General features: G+C 67.2%; 14 protein-coding genes and 1 pseudogene. 3 read left to right on the forward strand and 12 right to left on the reverse strand.

Annotation, left to right across the window (positions count from 1 at the left end; genetic code table 11):
- Positions 1-14: 14 nt before the first annotated feature.
- The 3 genes from AC3A6Y_RS00440 to AC3A6Y_RS00450 form a co-directional block, all read right to left on the reverse strand.
- Positions 15-998: a PDR/VanB family oxidoreductase gene (locus AC3A6Y_RS00440; protein ID WP_487866266.1), complete on the reverse strand. Its 984-nt coding sequence runs from the start codon at positions 996-998 to the stop codon at positions 15-17.
- A 30-nt stretch (positions 999-1,028) separates the two neighbouring features.
- Positions 1,029-2,522, reverse strand: coding sequence for an indolepyruvate oxidoreductase subunit beta family protein (locus AC3A6Y_RS00445; protein ID WP_487866267.1), 1,494 nt, complete (start codon positions 2,520-2,522; stop codon positions 1,029-1,031).
- Positions 2,523-2,671: 149 nt separating this feature from the next.
- Positions 2,672-4,855, reverse strand: a complete 2,184-nt coding sequence (locus AC3A6Y_RS00450) for a thiamine pyrophosphate-dependent enzyme (protein ID WP_487866268.1) — start codon at positions 4,853-4,855, stop codon at positions 2,672-2,674.
- A gap of 138 nt (positions 4,856-4,993) precedes the next feature.
- Here AC3A6Y_RS00450 and AC3A6Y_RS00455 point away from each other — a divergent pair, with 138 nt between their 5' ends.
- Complete coding sequence (locus AC3A6Y_RS00455) at positions 4,994-5,491, forward strand: MarR family winged helix-turn-helix transcriptional regulator (RefSeq protein WP_487866269.1); 498 nt, start codon at positions 4,994-4,996, stop codon at positions 5,489-5,491.
- A gap of 276 nt (positions 5,492-5,767) precedes the next feature.
- Here the strand turns inward: AC3A6Y_RS00455 and AC3A6Y_RS00460 are convergent, their stop codons facing one another.
- Positions 5,768-6,274: a DUF4279 domain-containing protein gene (locus AC3A6Y_RS00460; RefSeq protein WP_487866270.1), complete on the reverse strand. Its 507-nt coding sequence runs from the start codon at positions 6,272-6,274 to the stop codon at positions 5,768-5,770.
- 294 nt (positions 6,275-6,568) lie between these two features.
- Here AC3A6Y_RS00460 and AC3A6Y_RS00465 point away from each other — a divergent pair, with 294 nt between their 5' ends.
- Positions 6,569-6,730 carry a hypothetical protein gene (locus tag AC3A6Y_RS00465; RefSeq protein WP_487866271.1) on the forward strand — a complete coding sequence of 54 codons (162 nt, stop codon included), beginning with the start codon at positions 6,569-6,571 and terminating at the stop codon, positions 6,728-6,730.
- Between the two features lie 250 nt (positions 6,731-6,980).
- Here AC3A6Y_RS00465 and AC3A6Y_RS00470 read toward each other — a convergent pair whose 3' ends face one another.
- From AC3A6Y_RS00470 to gph, 8 genes are all read right to left on the reverse strand, one after another.
- Positions 6,981-7,487, reverse strand: coding sequence for a hypothetical protein (locus AC3A6Y_RS00470; protein WP_487866272.1), 507 nt, complete (start codon positions 7,485-7,487; stop codon positions 6,981-6,983).
- A complete protein-coding gene (locus AC3A6Y_RS00475; RefSeq protein ID WP_487866273.1) occupies positions 7,484-8,050 on the reverse strand; it encodes a hypothetical protein in 567 nt (188 codons plus the stop codon). The genes AC3A6Y_RS00470 and AC3A6Y_RS00475 overlap by 4 nt, the downstream gene beginning before the upstream one ends.
- Positions 8,051-8,345: 295 nt before the next feature.
- Complete coding sequence (locus AC3A6Y_RS00480) at positions 8,346-9,272, reverse strand: pseudouridine-5'-phosphate glycosidase (RefSeq protein WP_487866274.1); 927 nt, start codon at positions 9,270-9,272, stop codon at positions 8,346-8,348.
- A gap of 61 nt (positions 9,273-9,333) precedes the next feature.
- Positions 9,334-10,206 (reverse strand): quinone oxidoreductase family protein, encoded by an 873-nt coding sequence (locus AC3A6Y_RS00485; protein WP_487866275.1) that lies wholly within the window; start codon positions 10,204-10,206, stop codon positions 9,334-9,336.
- Entirely contained in the window at positions 10,203-11,006 is an 804-nt protein-coding gene (locus AC3A6Y_RS00490; protein ID WP_487866276.1) for an alpha/beta fold hydrolase, read from the reverse strand. The genes AC3A6Y_RS00485 and AC3A6Y_RS00490 overlap by 4 nt, the downstream gene beginning before the upstream one ends.
- Complete coding sequence (locus tag AC3A6Y_RS00495; protein WP_487866277.1) at positions 11,003-12,010, reverse strand: 3-hydroxybutyryl-CoA dehydrogenase; 1,008 nt, start codon at positions 12,008-12,010, stop codon at positions 11,003-11,005. The genes AC3A6Y_RS00490 and AC3A6Y_RS00495 overlap by 4 nt, the downstream gene beginning before the upstream one ends.
- On the reverse strand, positions 12,000-13,073 hold the full coding sequence (locus AC3A6Y_RS00500; protein WP_487866278.1) for an NAD/NADP octopine/nopaline dehydrogenase family protein: 1,074 nt from the start codon (positions 13,071-13,073) through the stop codon (positions 12,000-12,002). Before AC3A6Y_RS00500 ends, AC3A6Y_RS00495 begins: the two co-directional genes overlap by 11 nt.
- 94 nt (positions 13,074-13,167) lie before the next feature.
- Positions 13,168-13,872, reverse strand: a complete 705-nt coding sequence (gene gph / locus AC3A6Y_RS00505) for a phosphoglycolate phosphatase (protein WP_487866279.1) — start codon at positions 13,870-13,872, stop codon at positions 13,168-13,170.
- 100 nt (positions 13,873-13,972) lie between these two features.
- Here gph and AC3A6Y_RS00510 point away from each other — a divergent pair.
- Positions 13,973-14,440: pseudogene (locus AC3A6Y_RS00510) on the forward strand (autoinducer binding domain-containing protein); the annotation flags it as partial.
- Positions 14,441-14,481 lie beyond the last annotated feature (41 nt).

The following is a 14,481-nucleotide window of genomic DNA, read 5'->3' on the forward strand; positions in this document are numbered from 1 at the left end:
CGTGTCGCTCTCCTTCAGATGTCCAGCACCAGCTTCGCCCCCTTGGCGCGCGAAATGCAGATCTGCATCACGTTGCCCTCGGACTTCTCGCGGGCGCTCAGCACGTAGTCGCGGTGATCGATCTCGCCTTCCAGCACCGCCGTCGTGCAAACGCCGCATTCGCCGCGCTTGCAGTCGTACATCGGATCGCAGCCATGCTCGATCAGGCAGTCGAGGATGCTCTGATCCGCGGGCACCGTAAAGCGCCGGCCGGATTGGGCGAGCTCCACCTCGAAGGGCTGGTCGCCTTCCTCGGCGACCGTCGTGGTGAAGAGCTCGAAATGCACGCGGTCGTGTTCCCAGCCGCGCGCCTGGGTGCGCGCCAGCACGGCGTCGAGCATGACCTTGGGGCCGCAGACATAGAGGCGGTCGCCGGCGGGCACGTCGTCGAGCACCGCGTCGATGTCGAGCGGCGTACCGGCGTCGGCATCGGCATGCACGTGCAGGTCGTCGCCCAGCAGGGCCTGCAGCTCGGGCAGGAAGGCCATCAGCTCGCGGCTGCGGCCGGCATAGTGCAGGCGCACCGGCTCGCCCTCGGCGCGGCGGCGCGCGGCCATGGTGGCCAGCGGCGTGATGCCGATGCCGCCCGCCACCAGCACCGTGCCGCCGGGGCCGGTGTGCAGCGGAAAGTCGTTCTTCGGCGGCTCGATGGTGACGAGCTCGCCCTTCTCGAGCCGCTCGTGCATGAAGCGCGAGCCGCCGCGGCCATCGGCCTCCTTGCGCACGGCGATGACGTACTGCGTGGGCGCGTTCGTCGCATTGCGCTCGGTGGCGAAGTTGATCAGCGAGTAGTGGCGCCAGTCCTTCGCGCCATCGGGCAGCTCGACCTGGATGCGCAGGTGGGCGCCGGCGCTGTAGCCCGGCAGCGCGCGGCCATCGTCGGCGCGCAGCACGAACATGCGGATCAGCGGGTTGAGCGCGCACGCCTCGGCGACGCGCAGTTGAAGTGTGGCGGTCATGCGTGTCTCTCTTGTCTGTTCACGTCGGCTCTAGGCCAGCGCATGCCGCGCCAGCACGGTGCGCAGCTGGTGGCCCTGTTCATCGGCCAGTGCCGCGTCGCGCAGCTCGCGCAGCGTGGCCGGCGCCATGCGAGTGCCCGCGCGCTGGAAGGCGGCCATCAGCGTGTCGTAGTTGCGCAGGCCACGCTCGTGGGTGTCGCTGTAGCCCTTGACCAGGCGCTGACACTGAGCCAGCTCGACCGCCAGCTCCGGGTGCTGCGCGGCGGTGGCGGCGATGCGCTGCAGCCAGTCCTCGATGCGGCGGTTCTCCTCGGCATAGCGGGTGGTGCTGCGGCGCCAGCGCTTCATGGCGGCGACCGTGGAGAGCATCAGGTAGCCGCCCAGCGTGCTGGTGCGGATCACGCGGCCCTTGCGCGTCATGCGCTCCACCAGGCGGCGCGGCCAGCCCGAGCCCATCAGCCAGCGGCCGATGCCGCCGGGCAGGGTCTCGCAGATCTCCTGCAGGCGCGGGTGCATGTATTCGTTGATCGCCAGCAGCTGGCCCTCTTGCAGGCCGGACTCGCCGCGCACGCGCTCGAAGCGCGAGGCGCGGGTCTTGAGCGCGGCCACCCGGGCCGTGTCCTCGTAGGTCATCCACAGCGCCAGGTGGCGGGCAGTCTCGCGCTGCAGCCGATGGTCCTCCCCCGCGGGCAAGGCAGCGATCGCGGCCATGCGGTCGAGGTAGAGGTTGGCGTAGGCCGGGTCCTGGTAGTCGATGAGGCGGCGCACGGCTTCGAACAGCATGGGGTGCAGCGCCGGCGCGAACTCGCGCTGCACGCGTTCGACCAGCGCACGCACCGCGGGGTGCTTCGGCTGCGGCGGCGCACTTGGTGCGGGGATGGACACCGCTTCTTCCGCCGCGTCCTGCACCCGCGCGAAAGCGGCCCCGAAGGCCTTCAGGCTGGGCTTGACGCCCACGCCGCCGCGCTCGATGGTGGCCTCGAACTGCGCGCGACTGAACGGCAGAACGCCGGCGCCGGCCAGCGCGCCGAAGAGCACCGCGCTGATCACGCTGCCTGCCTCTTCCGCGGCCTTCGCCATGTCGAAGCGGATGAAGCGCTTGGCCGCCTTGTCCGCGTGTGCCAGCAGCTGGGCGCTGTCCACGCGGCCGTCGCCCAGGGCACTCTTCTCGGCGATCGAGTAGACGCGGTGGGTGGAAGCGACCAGGGTCGTGCGGTCCTTGGTGACCAGGCCGCGCTGCACGGCGCGGCCGGCTTCCATCAGCTCCGAGGCCAGCACCAGGTCGACATCGCCCGGCAGCGGCATCAGCGCCAGCACGGGCCGGCCGCCGTCGGCCTCGGCCTGCGCTTCAGGATAGAGCTCGACGTAGTAGATGGTTGCGCCGGTGCGCTGGGCCACGCCGGGAACCGAGGTGGTCTGCGCCACGTAGCCATTGGCCTCGCCCATGTCGACGATCCAGTCGGCCAGCACGCCGCCGCCTTCGCCGCCCATGGCGAGGATCGCGATCTTGATGGGTTGAATCATCGCTCGCCCCCAGTTTGGCTCGCTTCGTGTCGCCGCCCACCCCCTACCGGGGACAACACCAGCGGTCCGGCGAAGCCGGTTCCGCGGTGTCCCTGGACCTGGGGCGCTGCGAACAGTCTTAGCGCTGCGTTGTTGCGTCGCATAGTCGTCTAGAACGCATAGGTGGCGCGACGCTTCGCCTCGCCGCGCTGGAGCCAGCCGATCACGCTCGCGCGCACACGCTCGCGGAAGCGGTCCCAGCCCGTCGGGTTGCTCACGATCTGCGCCTTGTAGAAAGAGGGGCAGAGCACGGCGGCATGCGAGACATCGCCGCAGTTGCCGCAGCCCACGCAGCTGTCGAGCACGGTGGCGACGGGATCCACGCGCAGCGGATCGGGGTTGGACTTGATCGACAGCGAGGGGCAGCCCGACAGCCGGATGCACGAATGGTCGCCGGTGCAGGTGTCCTCGTCGACGCCGAACTTGTCGCGCACCACGCGCTTGCCTTCGGCGATGGCCTTGCGCACCAGCGGCTTCTCGCGCCGCTGCTTGTTGAGCATGCATTCGGACTGCGCGATCAGCACCTTGGGGCCCTTCTGCTTCGTCGTCAGCGCCTCCTTGATCACGTCGCGCATGCCGGCGACGTCGTAGGTGCGGCGCATCGTGCGCACCCATTGCACGCCCACGCCGCGCACCGCGCGCTCGATCGCATGGCCGGTGCTGCGGGTCGCGTTCTGCGCCTTCGACGAGAGGATGTCCTGCCCGCCGGTGGCCGAGGTGTAGTTGTTGTCGACGACGATCGTCAGGTTGTCGCTCTTGTTGAAGACCGCGTTGGCCACGCCGCTGGTGAGGCCGTTGTGCCAGAAGCCGCCGTCGCCCATCATCGAGATCGCCCGCTTGCCCGCCGGCGCATTGAGCGCCGCCGCGCCGGCGCCGCCCAGGCCGTAGCCCATGGTGGTGTTGCCGATGTTGAAGGGCGGCAGGATGGAGAACAGGTGGCAGCCGATGTCGGCGCTCACGTGGTGCGGGCCCAGCTCGCGCTCGACCAGCTTCATGGCGCTGAAGATCGGACGCTCGGGGCAGCCGGTGCAGAAGCCCGGCGGGCGCGCATGCACGCTGTCGCCCAGCGGCAGGGCGGGCTCGGGTGCGGCGTCGACGCCGATCTCGGCGACTTCCTTGAGCGGGATCACCTTGCGCACCGGCGCGGGGACCGGCAGCGGCTGCAGCCGCCCATAGCGCTCCCCGAAGGCGCGCGCGCCCTTGAGCAGCTCGGCTGCCGTGTATTCCCCTGCCACGGGCAACATGTCCTTGCCGTGCAGTGCGGTGGTGGAGCCGGCCTGGCGCAGGATGGTCGCGAGGTTCTGCTCGACGAAGTTGGGCTGGCCCTCTTCCACCACCAGCACCGCGCGTTTGCCCATGCAGAAGCGCAGCACCTCGTTGTCGACCAGTGGATACGCCACGTTCATCACGTAGAGCGGCACCTCGGTGCGGCCGTAGACATCGGCCAGGCCCAGGCGCTCGAGGGCGCGCAGCAGGGTGTTGTAGCTGCCGCCCTGCACGATGATGCCGATGTCGTCGGCATCTTCCGAGAAGAACTCGTTGAGCTTGTGCTCCTCGATGAAGCGCACCGCGGCGGGCCAGCGCTCCTTCACCTTCTCCTGCTCGTGCACGAAGCTGGCCGGCGGCAGCACGATGCGGCTGACGTCGCGCTGCGGGTTTTCCAGTGCGTCCTTCAGCGTGAACTCGGCGCGGCGGTTGGCGCCCGCCACGAACTGGCCGTGCACGTGGCAAGCGCGAATGCGCAGCTGCAGCATCACCGGCGTGTTGCTGGCCTCCGAGAGTTCGAAGCCCTTCTTCACCGCATCGACGATGGAGGGCAGGTTGGGGCGCGGGTCCAGCAGCCAGATCTGCGACTTCATCGCGAAGGCGTGGCTGCGCTCCTGCATGATCGAGGAGCCCTCGCCATAGTCCTCGCCCACGATGACGAGCGCCCCGCCGGTCACGCCGCCCGAGGCCAGATTGGCCAGCGCGTCGGAGGCCACGTTGGTGCCCACCGTCGCCTTGAAGGTCACGGCGCCGCGCAGCGGGTAGTTGACCGAGGCAGCCAGCGTCGCGGCCGCCGTCGCCTCGCTGGCGCTGTTCTCGAAGCGGATGCCCTGCTCGGCCAGGATGTCCTGGGCATCGGCCAGCACGTCCATCAGGTGCGAAATGGGCGCGCCCTGGTAACCGGCGACATAGGAAACACCCGATTCGAGCAGTGCCTTGGTGACTGCCAGAATGCCCTCACCCCGAAACACCTCGCCTTCGGCAAGCCGGAGCTTCTTCACTTCCTCGACGAACGATCGCTCAGCCATGGTTCTGTATCTTTCCGTGCCGGCATGGAAGCCGCTTCATCGCATGGTTCCTATAATGTTCAGAAGTGAATGTATCCACAATCATGAATAACCCTAGACACGCAAGCTGCGTGCCTGAATCAGCCGAGGGGACGCTTCATGGCCACTGCCGCTTCTAAGAAGAATTCCTTGCGCTTCGTCGACGACTACCTGCCGGCGCTGCTGGCGCAGGCCAGTCAGCTGATTTCCTCGGAGTTCCACGTGGTGGCGCGCCAGCACGGCTTCTCGGTGTCGGAGTGGCGGGTCATGGCTTCGCTGGCTGGCGGCGAGCCGGTCAGCATCGGCCAGCTGGCGCAGGTCACGGTCACCAAGCAGCCGACCGTCACCCGCCTGCTCGACCGGATGGAATCCAAGGGCCAGGTCGAGCGCCTGCCCCATGACAGTGACCGGCGCATCACGCTGGTGCGCATCACGCGCAAGGGCGCCAAGACGGTGGAGCAGCTGATGGAGCTGGCGCGCGAGCACGAGCGACGCGTGCTGGAGCCCTTTGGCCTGCTGCGCGCCGAAGAGCTCAAGACCACCTTGCGGCAGATGATCGAGCTGCACGCCCGTGCGCCTGGAGAGGCGGAGGAGGCGGAAGAGGACTCGCAGCCGTAGCGGCTTCGCTGCGCACGATCTAGGCTGCGATAAATCGGGGCCCGTCAACGCGAACAGGCAATGCTGGCGGCTGTCGTGCTCGGCAATCGGGTCCGCGGCGTCATCTACGCGATGTTGGTAATGGCATCGGAGCTGCCTCGATGGGACAACTGGTGGCCGCATGGGTGACAGTCCGTCCCCATTCGCGCGTGGCCTTGCCGGTCTCGCGGTAGCACTGGCAGATCACCAGCCAAGGGTGCCCAACTGGGCCGCGGTCTTGACCGGCGGCGGCCTGAGTCATAGGCCGTTCCGGGCTGCTTGGCCATCATCTTCCGATCGACCCCGGCTCGCCGCTTCTGCTGGAGGTGCGTAGATACCGAGGACCAAATCGATGCCGTGCCGCGTAGAGCGAGACATCTGCTCCGATGTGAGGACCTCGGTCCGATCTCCGTCCAGGAACAGACCGACGAAACATTCAACCTTGAACCCCTGCATTCTCAGGTGCTTGAGTTGCTGCTCGCGCGATGCCAGCAGAGTATCCATTGCATCGAGTGCCTGCGTCAGTGTGGCGTTCGTGACAACCTCGATGTCGTGGCACCAGAGCGTTTCGCGATGTACAGAAGGCAGGGGCCTTCCCTTCGGGGTCATGCGCTGATCGCCGGCCTTGTAAGAGTACGTCGGCGCCAGTTGCAAGGCTTTCGAGATCGCGTCTGGATCTTCGTGCGCATGCCAGATGCGTAGAGTGATTTCGATGCGACCTTGATCGCGATCTTTAGCGGCGCTTTTCTGATCTGTCCCGGTCACTGATATTTCTAATTGGACAGCCTGCCCGCCCTCAGTTATTCAACATCGCCTGCAGATCGATCGATTCCGACCCAATTCTGGGCACAGCCACCTGCGTAGTCCGAGAGCGGATGTTGGCGATTAGGTCGCTTTGCCGCAAGTGCACGATGTGTCGAGGAGGCATCACCGGTAATTTTTTACCAATGTGGCAAGGAAGTCCTCACCGAAACCCGCTACCAAATCAGCGTCACGCGGAGTCTGCCGACGAAGCCAATTAGAGATATCGACGCAGTCAAAAAAGCTATCCTTCATACCTTGGACGCCACCAAGTTCCGCGTGGCAATCGATCGCGAAAATGCCGATGTCCACAGGGCGACTTTGATGCGCAATCCATCTCCTCTTCGCATCCACGAGCGTCAGTCCACCAGCGTCTCCAGATTCTCGGTTCGTCTTTCCGAGACGACTTATCTCGTCTGACCAATCCATGCACTTCCCGAGGTGAGCGAGGAAAGCGCGATTCGAACTAGCGAATATTTGGACCTCGACATCAAGATCGAAACAGGAGATGACGACGTTTCGAACCGCGGAGATCATTGCCTCTGATGAGCTAATGTCCGCATCGAAAAACAGGTACTGCTCGAATGGTCGGTTGAATACCTTCGCGGGGAGCTCCGCTCCCGTAGCCAATACGTCGTACAAGCTAGGCCAAGTATTGCTTGCTACCACGTTACTCCCCTAGAAAGCGTAGCTTGGTGACGATCTTGTCGAGGATGGAAACAGACGCAGAAGGCACACCGGCAGGCGCACCCGGCACACCGCCGCCGGTCGATTGAGGATAGAACCTGTAGACCTTGTCCCCGTTCGTCATGATGGTGACGGTTCCATCTTTCGACATCGTCTTCACATATCCATTCGCAGCCAGGTTCTCGATCGCATGCGATTGTGTCAGACCCACGTTCAGCTGATTGGCACTGTTCCTCGTGGCTCTTGCGCCTACCGAAATCTCCGTAAACGCTGCAGCTTCCTTCGCCGCATCTGCAACTCCATCTGCCGCCTTGATGAATTTAACACCCGCGCCTACAGCTGCACCCACCGCGGGATTGAGACCCTGCACGCTTTTGAGGGCGATGTCTGCCAAAGACTCGTTCTGGAACGCCGCCACTGAAGCGCTCCAGCCGCTGCTGATGGCACTTCCGAGACCAGCGGCCAGCGCCGCGGCTTCGCGCGCGATCAATCCGGATGGGTCGGTCCTGTTCGCCGGGTTGCTGCCCACGTAGTCGAGGTCGTGGTCGAGGTCAAGGCCGAGGTCTTGCTGGTCTTGGAAGCCGCAGTGACGCCTTGATTGACGTTGGCCGGAAGGACTCTCGCCTTGAGAATGCGCTCGGCGTCGGCGAAGCTGACGGGGGGCATGTTGGCGCGCAGGACGCCGGGGGCGGGGGCGAACTCGCTGGTGCCGGCTGGGGCTGCGCTGCGGGCGGCAGCACCGGCATCCTTCGCACCGTCCTTGACCGCTTCGCGCCGCACCGGGTCCTTGGCATTGGGCAGATCGTCCGGCAGGTAGCGCAGGGCGGGCGGGCCGCTGGTGAAGCTCAGGGAACTGCCCGAGCCCGCCGTGGCGAGAGAAGACGAACGCTGGCTGGCATTGGCTTTTGCATTGGCAGCCGGAACGCCGAGGGCAACGGAAGGCGGTGCCGCCTTGCGAGCCACGCCGCTCTGGATCTGTGCGGCAGCGATGCCGCTGACGGCCAACGCGGCCACGCAGACGGCGGCACGCAGAATTCTGGTTGTTGTGACCACGGGGGCTCCCTTGATAAGTGGGTCTTCTTGTGCGCGCGGCATGCATCCGCGCTGTCCGTGTGTCATGGGCAGCGCGAGATTCAGATGCGCGAGAGGGTTAGGGCGAGGTCGTCATTGCAAGCGACCCGCTTGGGGACGGCTCACATGCGCCTCTTTCTTGGCCGCGAACCTTATTCAGATTCGCGCCCGCCGAAGGAAGCCAGCGAGAAAGAGCGAGAAAAGAAAACCCTGATAGATGAAAGCATTCGTCTTCGGCACGAAGACGAACTGCCAGGTGTCCTGACCGGCACGGCCCCTACAGGCGTGCCAACGCCAGCGCCAGCCTCGCGCCCACCTCGGCGTTGTGCTTCACGAGCGCGATGTTGGTCGCGAGGCTGCGCCCGCCGGTCAGCGACTTGATGCGCGACAGCAGGAAAGGCGTGACGGCCTTTCCGGCGATGCCCTGTGCTGCGGCTTCCGCGAGGGCCTGCTCGGTGATCGCATCGATCTCCTCGCGCGGCATGGCCGCGGCTTCCGGCACCGGCGTGCTCAGCACCACGCCACCCGCGAGGCCCAGGGCCCACTTGGTGCGAATGAAGCGGGCCTGCGCATCCGCATCGTCCAGCCGGTAGTCGGCGCGCAAGCCACTGTCGCGGGTATAGAAGGCGGCGAAGTTGTCCTGCCCGCAGCTGAGCACCGGCACGCCATGCGTCTCCAGGTATTCCAGCGTGAGCCCGAGATCCAGGATCGACTTGGCGCCGGCGCACACCACCGCCACCGAAGTCTTCGCCAGTTCCTGCAGATCGGCCGAGATGTCGAAGCTCTGCGCCGCACCGCGATGCACGCCGCCGATGCCGCCGGTGACGAAGACCTCGATGCCCGCCAGTGCCGCGCAGATCATGGTGCCGGCCACGGTGGTGGCACCGAGCTCGCCGCTGGCCAGCACCGCCGGCAGGTCGCGCCGGCTGACCTTGTGCGCCTGGCCGGAGCGGCCGAGCAGTTCCAGTTCCTCGTCCGACAGCCCGATGCGGATGCGACCGCCCATCAGCGCAATGGTCGCGGGCTCGGCGCCCAGGCTGCGGATGGACGCCTCCACCTCGCGCGCCGTGCGCACGTTCTCCGGATAGGGCATGCCGTGCGCGATGATGGTCGACTCCAGCGCCACGAGGGGGCGGCCGGCAGCGCGCGCAGCGGCCACGGGCGCGCTCAGGGCGAGCCAGGATGAGGCAAGCGGGGTGTCCATGTCGATGCGTTCTCCTGGCAGTGCGGGCGCAAGGATCTTAGATCCACGCGCCGCGCCCTCCTCAGGGCACCAGCACCGCCCGGCCCCGATGCCCGCGCTGCGTGATCCATTCGAGCGCGCTCGCCGCCTCGCCGAGCGCGAAGCGCTTCACCTCGAGCGTGAGCCGTCCGTCCGCCAGCCGCGCCAGCAAGGCCGGCACTGCGGCGCGGCCGGCCGCTTCGCGCCGGAACATGTTGAGCGGCAACAGCGCCACGTCGCGCTGCAGGAAATGCGCGATGTTCAGGGGCAGCATGTTGCCCGCCGTGTAGCCCACCAGCACCGCACGGCCACCGGGCGCGACGCAGGGCAAGGCAGCCTCCAGCACCGGGCCGCCGACGGTGTCGACCAGCAGGTCGACGCCTTGTTGCTGCGCCGCGTCCTCGGTGCGCGTGAGCACGACGGCGCCCACCTCGCGCGCGAGCTGCACCGTCATCGATCCCACCGCGCCCGTCGCGCCGGTTACCAGCATGCGCTCGCCGGCCTGCAGCTTCGCGATCTCGTGCAACGCGACCCAAGCCGAGGTGCAGGGCGAGAAGAAGGCGGCGCCGAGCGCCATGTCGAGCCCATCGGGCAACAGGCCGAGCGCCTCGTCCGGCGCGTCGATCAGCTCGCACCAGGTGCCGTCGTGCGTGGTGCCCAGGCCGCTGCCGCGCACCCACACGCGCTGGCCGGCCGCATGGCGTTCGCTCGCGAACACAATGCCCGCGGCTTCGACGCCGGCGACGTAGGGCAGCGGCGGATGCTGGAGGAACGCGCCGCTCCAGATCGTGCGATCGATATGGCCCACGGTGGCCGCCGCCATGCGCACGATCGTGCGGCCAGGGCGCGGCTGCGGATCGGGCAGGTCCTCCAGCACCGGCGCGGCGCCGAAGCCGGGAATGCGCACGGCCTTCACGACAGCGACTCCAGGAAGGAAAGCACCGCGTCGGCGAAGGCGCCGGGCATCTGGTCGGGCAGCGGCACCATGCCGCCCTCGATGTCGACGATGCGCGCCTGTGGAATGTGCGACTTCAGCTCCTGCGCATGCGGGGCAGCGAAGGGGTCGTCGGTGGCACGCACGATCAGCGTGGGCTGCCGCACCTTCCCGATGCGCTCTTCCATGCGATAGGCCGCGACGGCGCGGTGACCCTCCTCCATGCGGCCGCTCACCTTGAGTGCATCCAGCACGAAGGCTTCCAGCAACTCGGGCCGCCCGGCCGGGTAGAAGCCGAGACGCTTCTGCCACAGGGCCGCGAGATGGCTGCCGTCGCCGCTCATCGCCACCTCGTCGATGGGCGGGCGCTCGGCCCGTGCGCGGCGGAAAGCGGCGTCGGTGTACGGCGTCGACGACAGCACCAGGCCATGCACACGCGCGGCGAATGCGCTCGCCAGCTCGACCGCGATCACGCCGCCCGTGTGGTGGCCCACCACATGCGCGCGGCCGATGCGCAGCGCGTCGAGCAGCTCGACGGCCACACGCGCCCACTGCTCGATGCTCGCGGGCACGCCACCATCGTCGGAATCGCCGAAGCCTGCGGTGTCCATGGCCACCGCGCGGAAGCGGCGCCCGATCAAGGGCAGCACATCGCGGTACTCGGCCCAACTTCGCGGCGACTGGTGCAGCAGCAGCACCGTCTCGGCACGCGGATCGCCGCAGCTCGCGTAATGGACCTGCCCGACCGACAGATCGGCGAAAGCGCGGCGGATCTTCGTCATGGCTGCGTCCTGTCGGCCGGCGGTCGCCACAGCCCGGCGTGCTTCAGCATGCCGAGCGTGCGCGCCAGCACGTCGCGCCGGTAGGCGCCCACGTCGCGGGCCGCATAGTCGTAGAACCCGCTGCCACTTTTCAGGCCCAGCCGGCCCTCTTCCATCATGCGGTCGAGGATGGCCGGCGCCGCATAGCGCGCCGGATCGATCGAGCCCGACATCTCGCGGCTCGCATGGTGCAGGATGTCGGCGCCGCCGAAGTCGATGAACTCCACCACGCCCAGCGCGGCGAATCGCAGGCCCAGGCCGTAGCGCGTGGCCTTGTCGATTTCCTCCGCGGTCGCGGCGCCCTCTTCCACCATGCGCGCGGCCTCGTTCATGACCAGCGCCTGCAGCCGCGGGACGATGTAGCCGGGCGTCGGGCCGCACACCACGGGCAGCTTGCCGATCGCCTCCATCAGCGCCTTGGTGCGCGCCAGCACGACGGCATCGGTGCCGGCGTGGCAGCTGAGCTCCACCACCGGGATCACATACGCCGGGTTGAGCCAGTGCATGTTGAGAAAGCGCTCCGGCCTCTTGACCAGCGCGGCAAGCTGCGTGACCAGGATGCTGCTGGTGGTCGAAGTGAGAATCGCGTCCTCGCGGCAATGGCGGTTGATCTGCTCGAAGGCCTCGCGCTTGGCCTCCAGCGTTTCGGGCACGCCTTCGAACACCAGCTCGGCTGCGGCCAATGCGCGCGGCGCGTCGGCGGCGGCCACGAGCTCGACGCGCTCGGCCATCGCCGGCACCTGCGCCGCATCGAGCACGCCCAGTTGCGCGAGGCCGGAGAGACTGCCCTCGATCTCGGCTCGGGCTTCGGCGCGCAGCTTCTGCCAGGCTTCATCGCTTCGCGAGCGCAAGTCGATCAGCGCGATGCGATGGCCCGCGTAAGCGAAGGCAATCGCGATGCCGCGCCCCATGCGGCCCGCGCCGACAGCGGCGAAGCGCGGCGCTGAGGCGGACTCACTCGCCATCGTGCAGCCTCTTCTTCAGCGCGGCCTGGTCCAGACCGGCCAGGCCAAGCGCCTCGAAAGTGCGCGGGCCCTGGCGCAGGTCGCGGCCGAGGAAGCCGCCGACGATGGCCAGCAGGCCGTGCGCGATCGGCGCATCCACGCCTGCATGGCGCGCTGCCGACGCGAGGAAGGCCAGGCCGAGTTCCGTGTCCTCGGTGATGTAGCGGTGCGCGTAGAGATCGATGTTCTCGCGCCAGTCGCCCGACTTCACCAACTGCTTGTGCGCATCGCCGTACATCCACTGGTCGTTGTTGTAGTGGTCGGCCAGCGGATAGTGCGGCGCGCCGTGCCCGAAGGCCTCGCGCACCGCGATGCGCTCCTGGTCCAGCCGGTCGGTTACGTCGCGCACCGCGCGCTGCGTGCCCTCGTTGTGGATGTCCCAGCGCTCGAAGTGCTGCAGGGGCGCGGCGTTCATCACCATCAGCGGCGGATGGATGATCGGCCCGGCATTCATCAGCGCGCCCGAGAGTGCATCGCCGCAGCCATGCACGCTCGGGTAGGCCGCGCGTATCACCTCCAGCGCCTCGCGTTCCTTGCGCGCCGGATAAACGCCGGTCGGCAGGCGGATGGCGCGAATGGTGACGTTGACCTCGCGCTCGCCGTGCTTGCGCGCGAGGTAGGGCAGCGTGCCGGTTTCGGCCCAGGCCACGTCGGCGCGGTTGCCGGCCTGCTTCACGATGCGGGCCATGACGAAGCTGCCGAAAGTGCCCGGCGGCAGGAACACCACCTGGCCGTCGACCAGGTGCGGTGCCATGGCGCGGGCGATGTCTTCCTGCGCAATGGCGGGCGTCGGGATCACGATCAGCGAGGCGCCGCACAAGGCTTCGCCGATGTCGGCGGTGGCCAGCGCGATGGGCACGTCGCGTGCGCCGCGCGCATCCTTCAGGCAAATGGAGCCGGCCTGGCGCACGGCCGCCAGTGCATCGGCATCACGGCGCCACAGGCGCACCGAATGGCCGGCTTCGGACAAGTCGGCAGCGGCGGCATAACAGCCATGGCCGCCGCCCAGGATCGCGATGTTCATAAAGAAAAAAGAGTTGTGGGCCACGGGCCGCCGATCCGCAGGTCGACGGGCTGGGCAATACATTACTTTTCATCAATTTGACTGTCAACTATCGTCAACCCCACCCGAGCAGCCCATCGAGCTCGGCCAGCGAATCGACGAAGCCATCGGCATCCACCTCGCGCACCGGCTGGCCGTGGTTGTAGCCATAGCTCACCAGCACCACGGGGCAGCCGGCGGCGCGCGCGGCCTGCGCGTCGTTGCTCGAATCGCCGACCATCAGCGTGCGGGCGGGCGCACTGCCGAGCGCCTCGCAGGTCTTCAGGAGCGGCAGCGGATCGGGCTTCTTGCGTTCGAAGGCCTCGCCGCCGAACAGATGCTCGAAGTAGCCGTCGAGGCCCTTGGCCGCCAGCAGTGGGCGCGCGAAGGCGATGGGCTTGTTGGTCAGGCAGGCGAGGCGCAGGCCCCTTGCACGAAGCGCGGCCAGGCCTTCGGCGACGCCGGCGTAGATCGGCGCATGCTGCCCGTTGATGGCGAGGTAGTGGTGCACATAGCGCCCCCAGGCCTGGTCGAACAACGCGCCGTCCGCATCGCGCTCCTCGCGCACGCGACGCAGCACTGAGCGGATGAGATGCTCGGAGCCCTTGCCGACCATCGTGCCGATGACATCGCGTGTGATCGCCGGCAGGGCCAGTTCTCTCAACATCCGATTGAGCGCGACCTCGAAGTCGCCGAGCGTGTCGACCATCGTGCCATCGAGATCGACGATGGCTGCCTCGAGCGGGGGACGGCGCAGGGCCGCAAGGTTGGGGGAATGCAAACTAGATCTCCAAAATGGTGATTAATTCTGCCCCGGGGGCATTGACGAGCGACGCCGACTGGCAAACTCTTTGCGTCCGGAGGTCCTTGCGAGGCGCACTATGAAAAACTGGCAAGAAGATTTGCTGCGCATCGTCGCTGTCGCGCCCAGCGAGCAGGAGATCTTTGACGAAATCATTGCTGCCGCGCGCGGGCTGGGCTTTGAATACTGCGCCTATGGAATCCGGTTCCCTTTCCCACTGTCGAACCCCCGAGTTCTGACCTTGTTCGACTACCCAAGCGCATGGGCCGAGCGCTACCATGAAGCTGGCTACGTCGCCACCGATCCTACGGTCCTGCATGGCCGCCGCAGCCAAGCGCCCGTTGTCTGGAGCGATGAACTGTTCGCGTCCACACCGCAGTTATGGACAGAGGCGCAAGCCTGCGGAATACGCGTCGGCTGGGCGCAGTCAAGCCTGGATGCTAATGGCGTTGGTGGCATGCTGACCTTGGCGCGTTCGGGCGAGGATCTCTCAGCGAACGAGCTCCAGGCCAAAGAGCCACGGATGCGATGGCTGGTGAATGTTGCGCATTTGGCCTTGACTCGTGCTCTCTTGCCGAGGCTGTGCGA

The organism is Variovorax sp. Soil_C_17 (genome assembly GCF_057657265.1).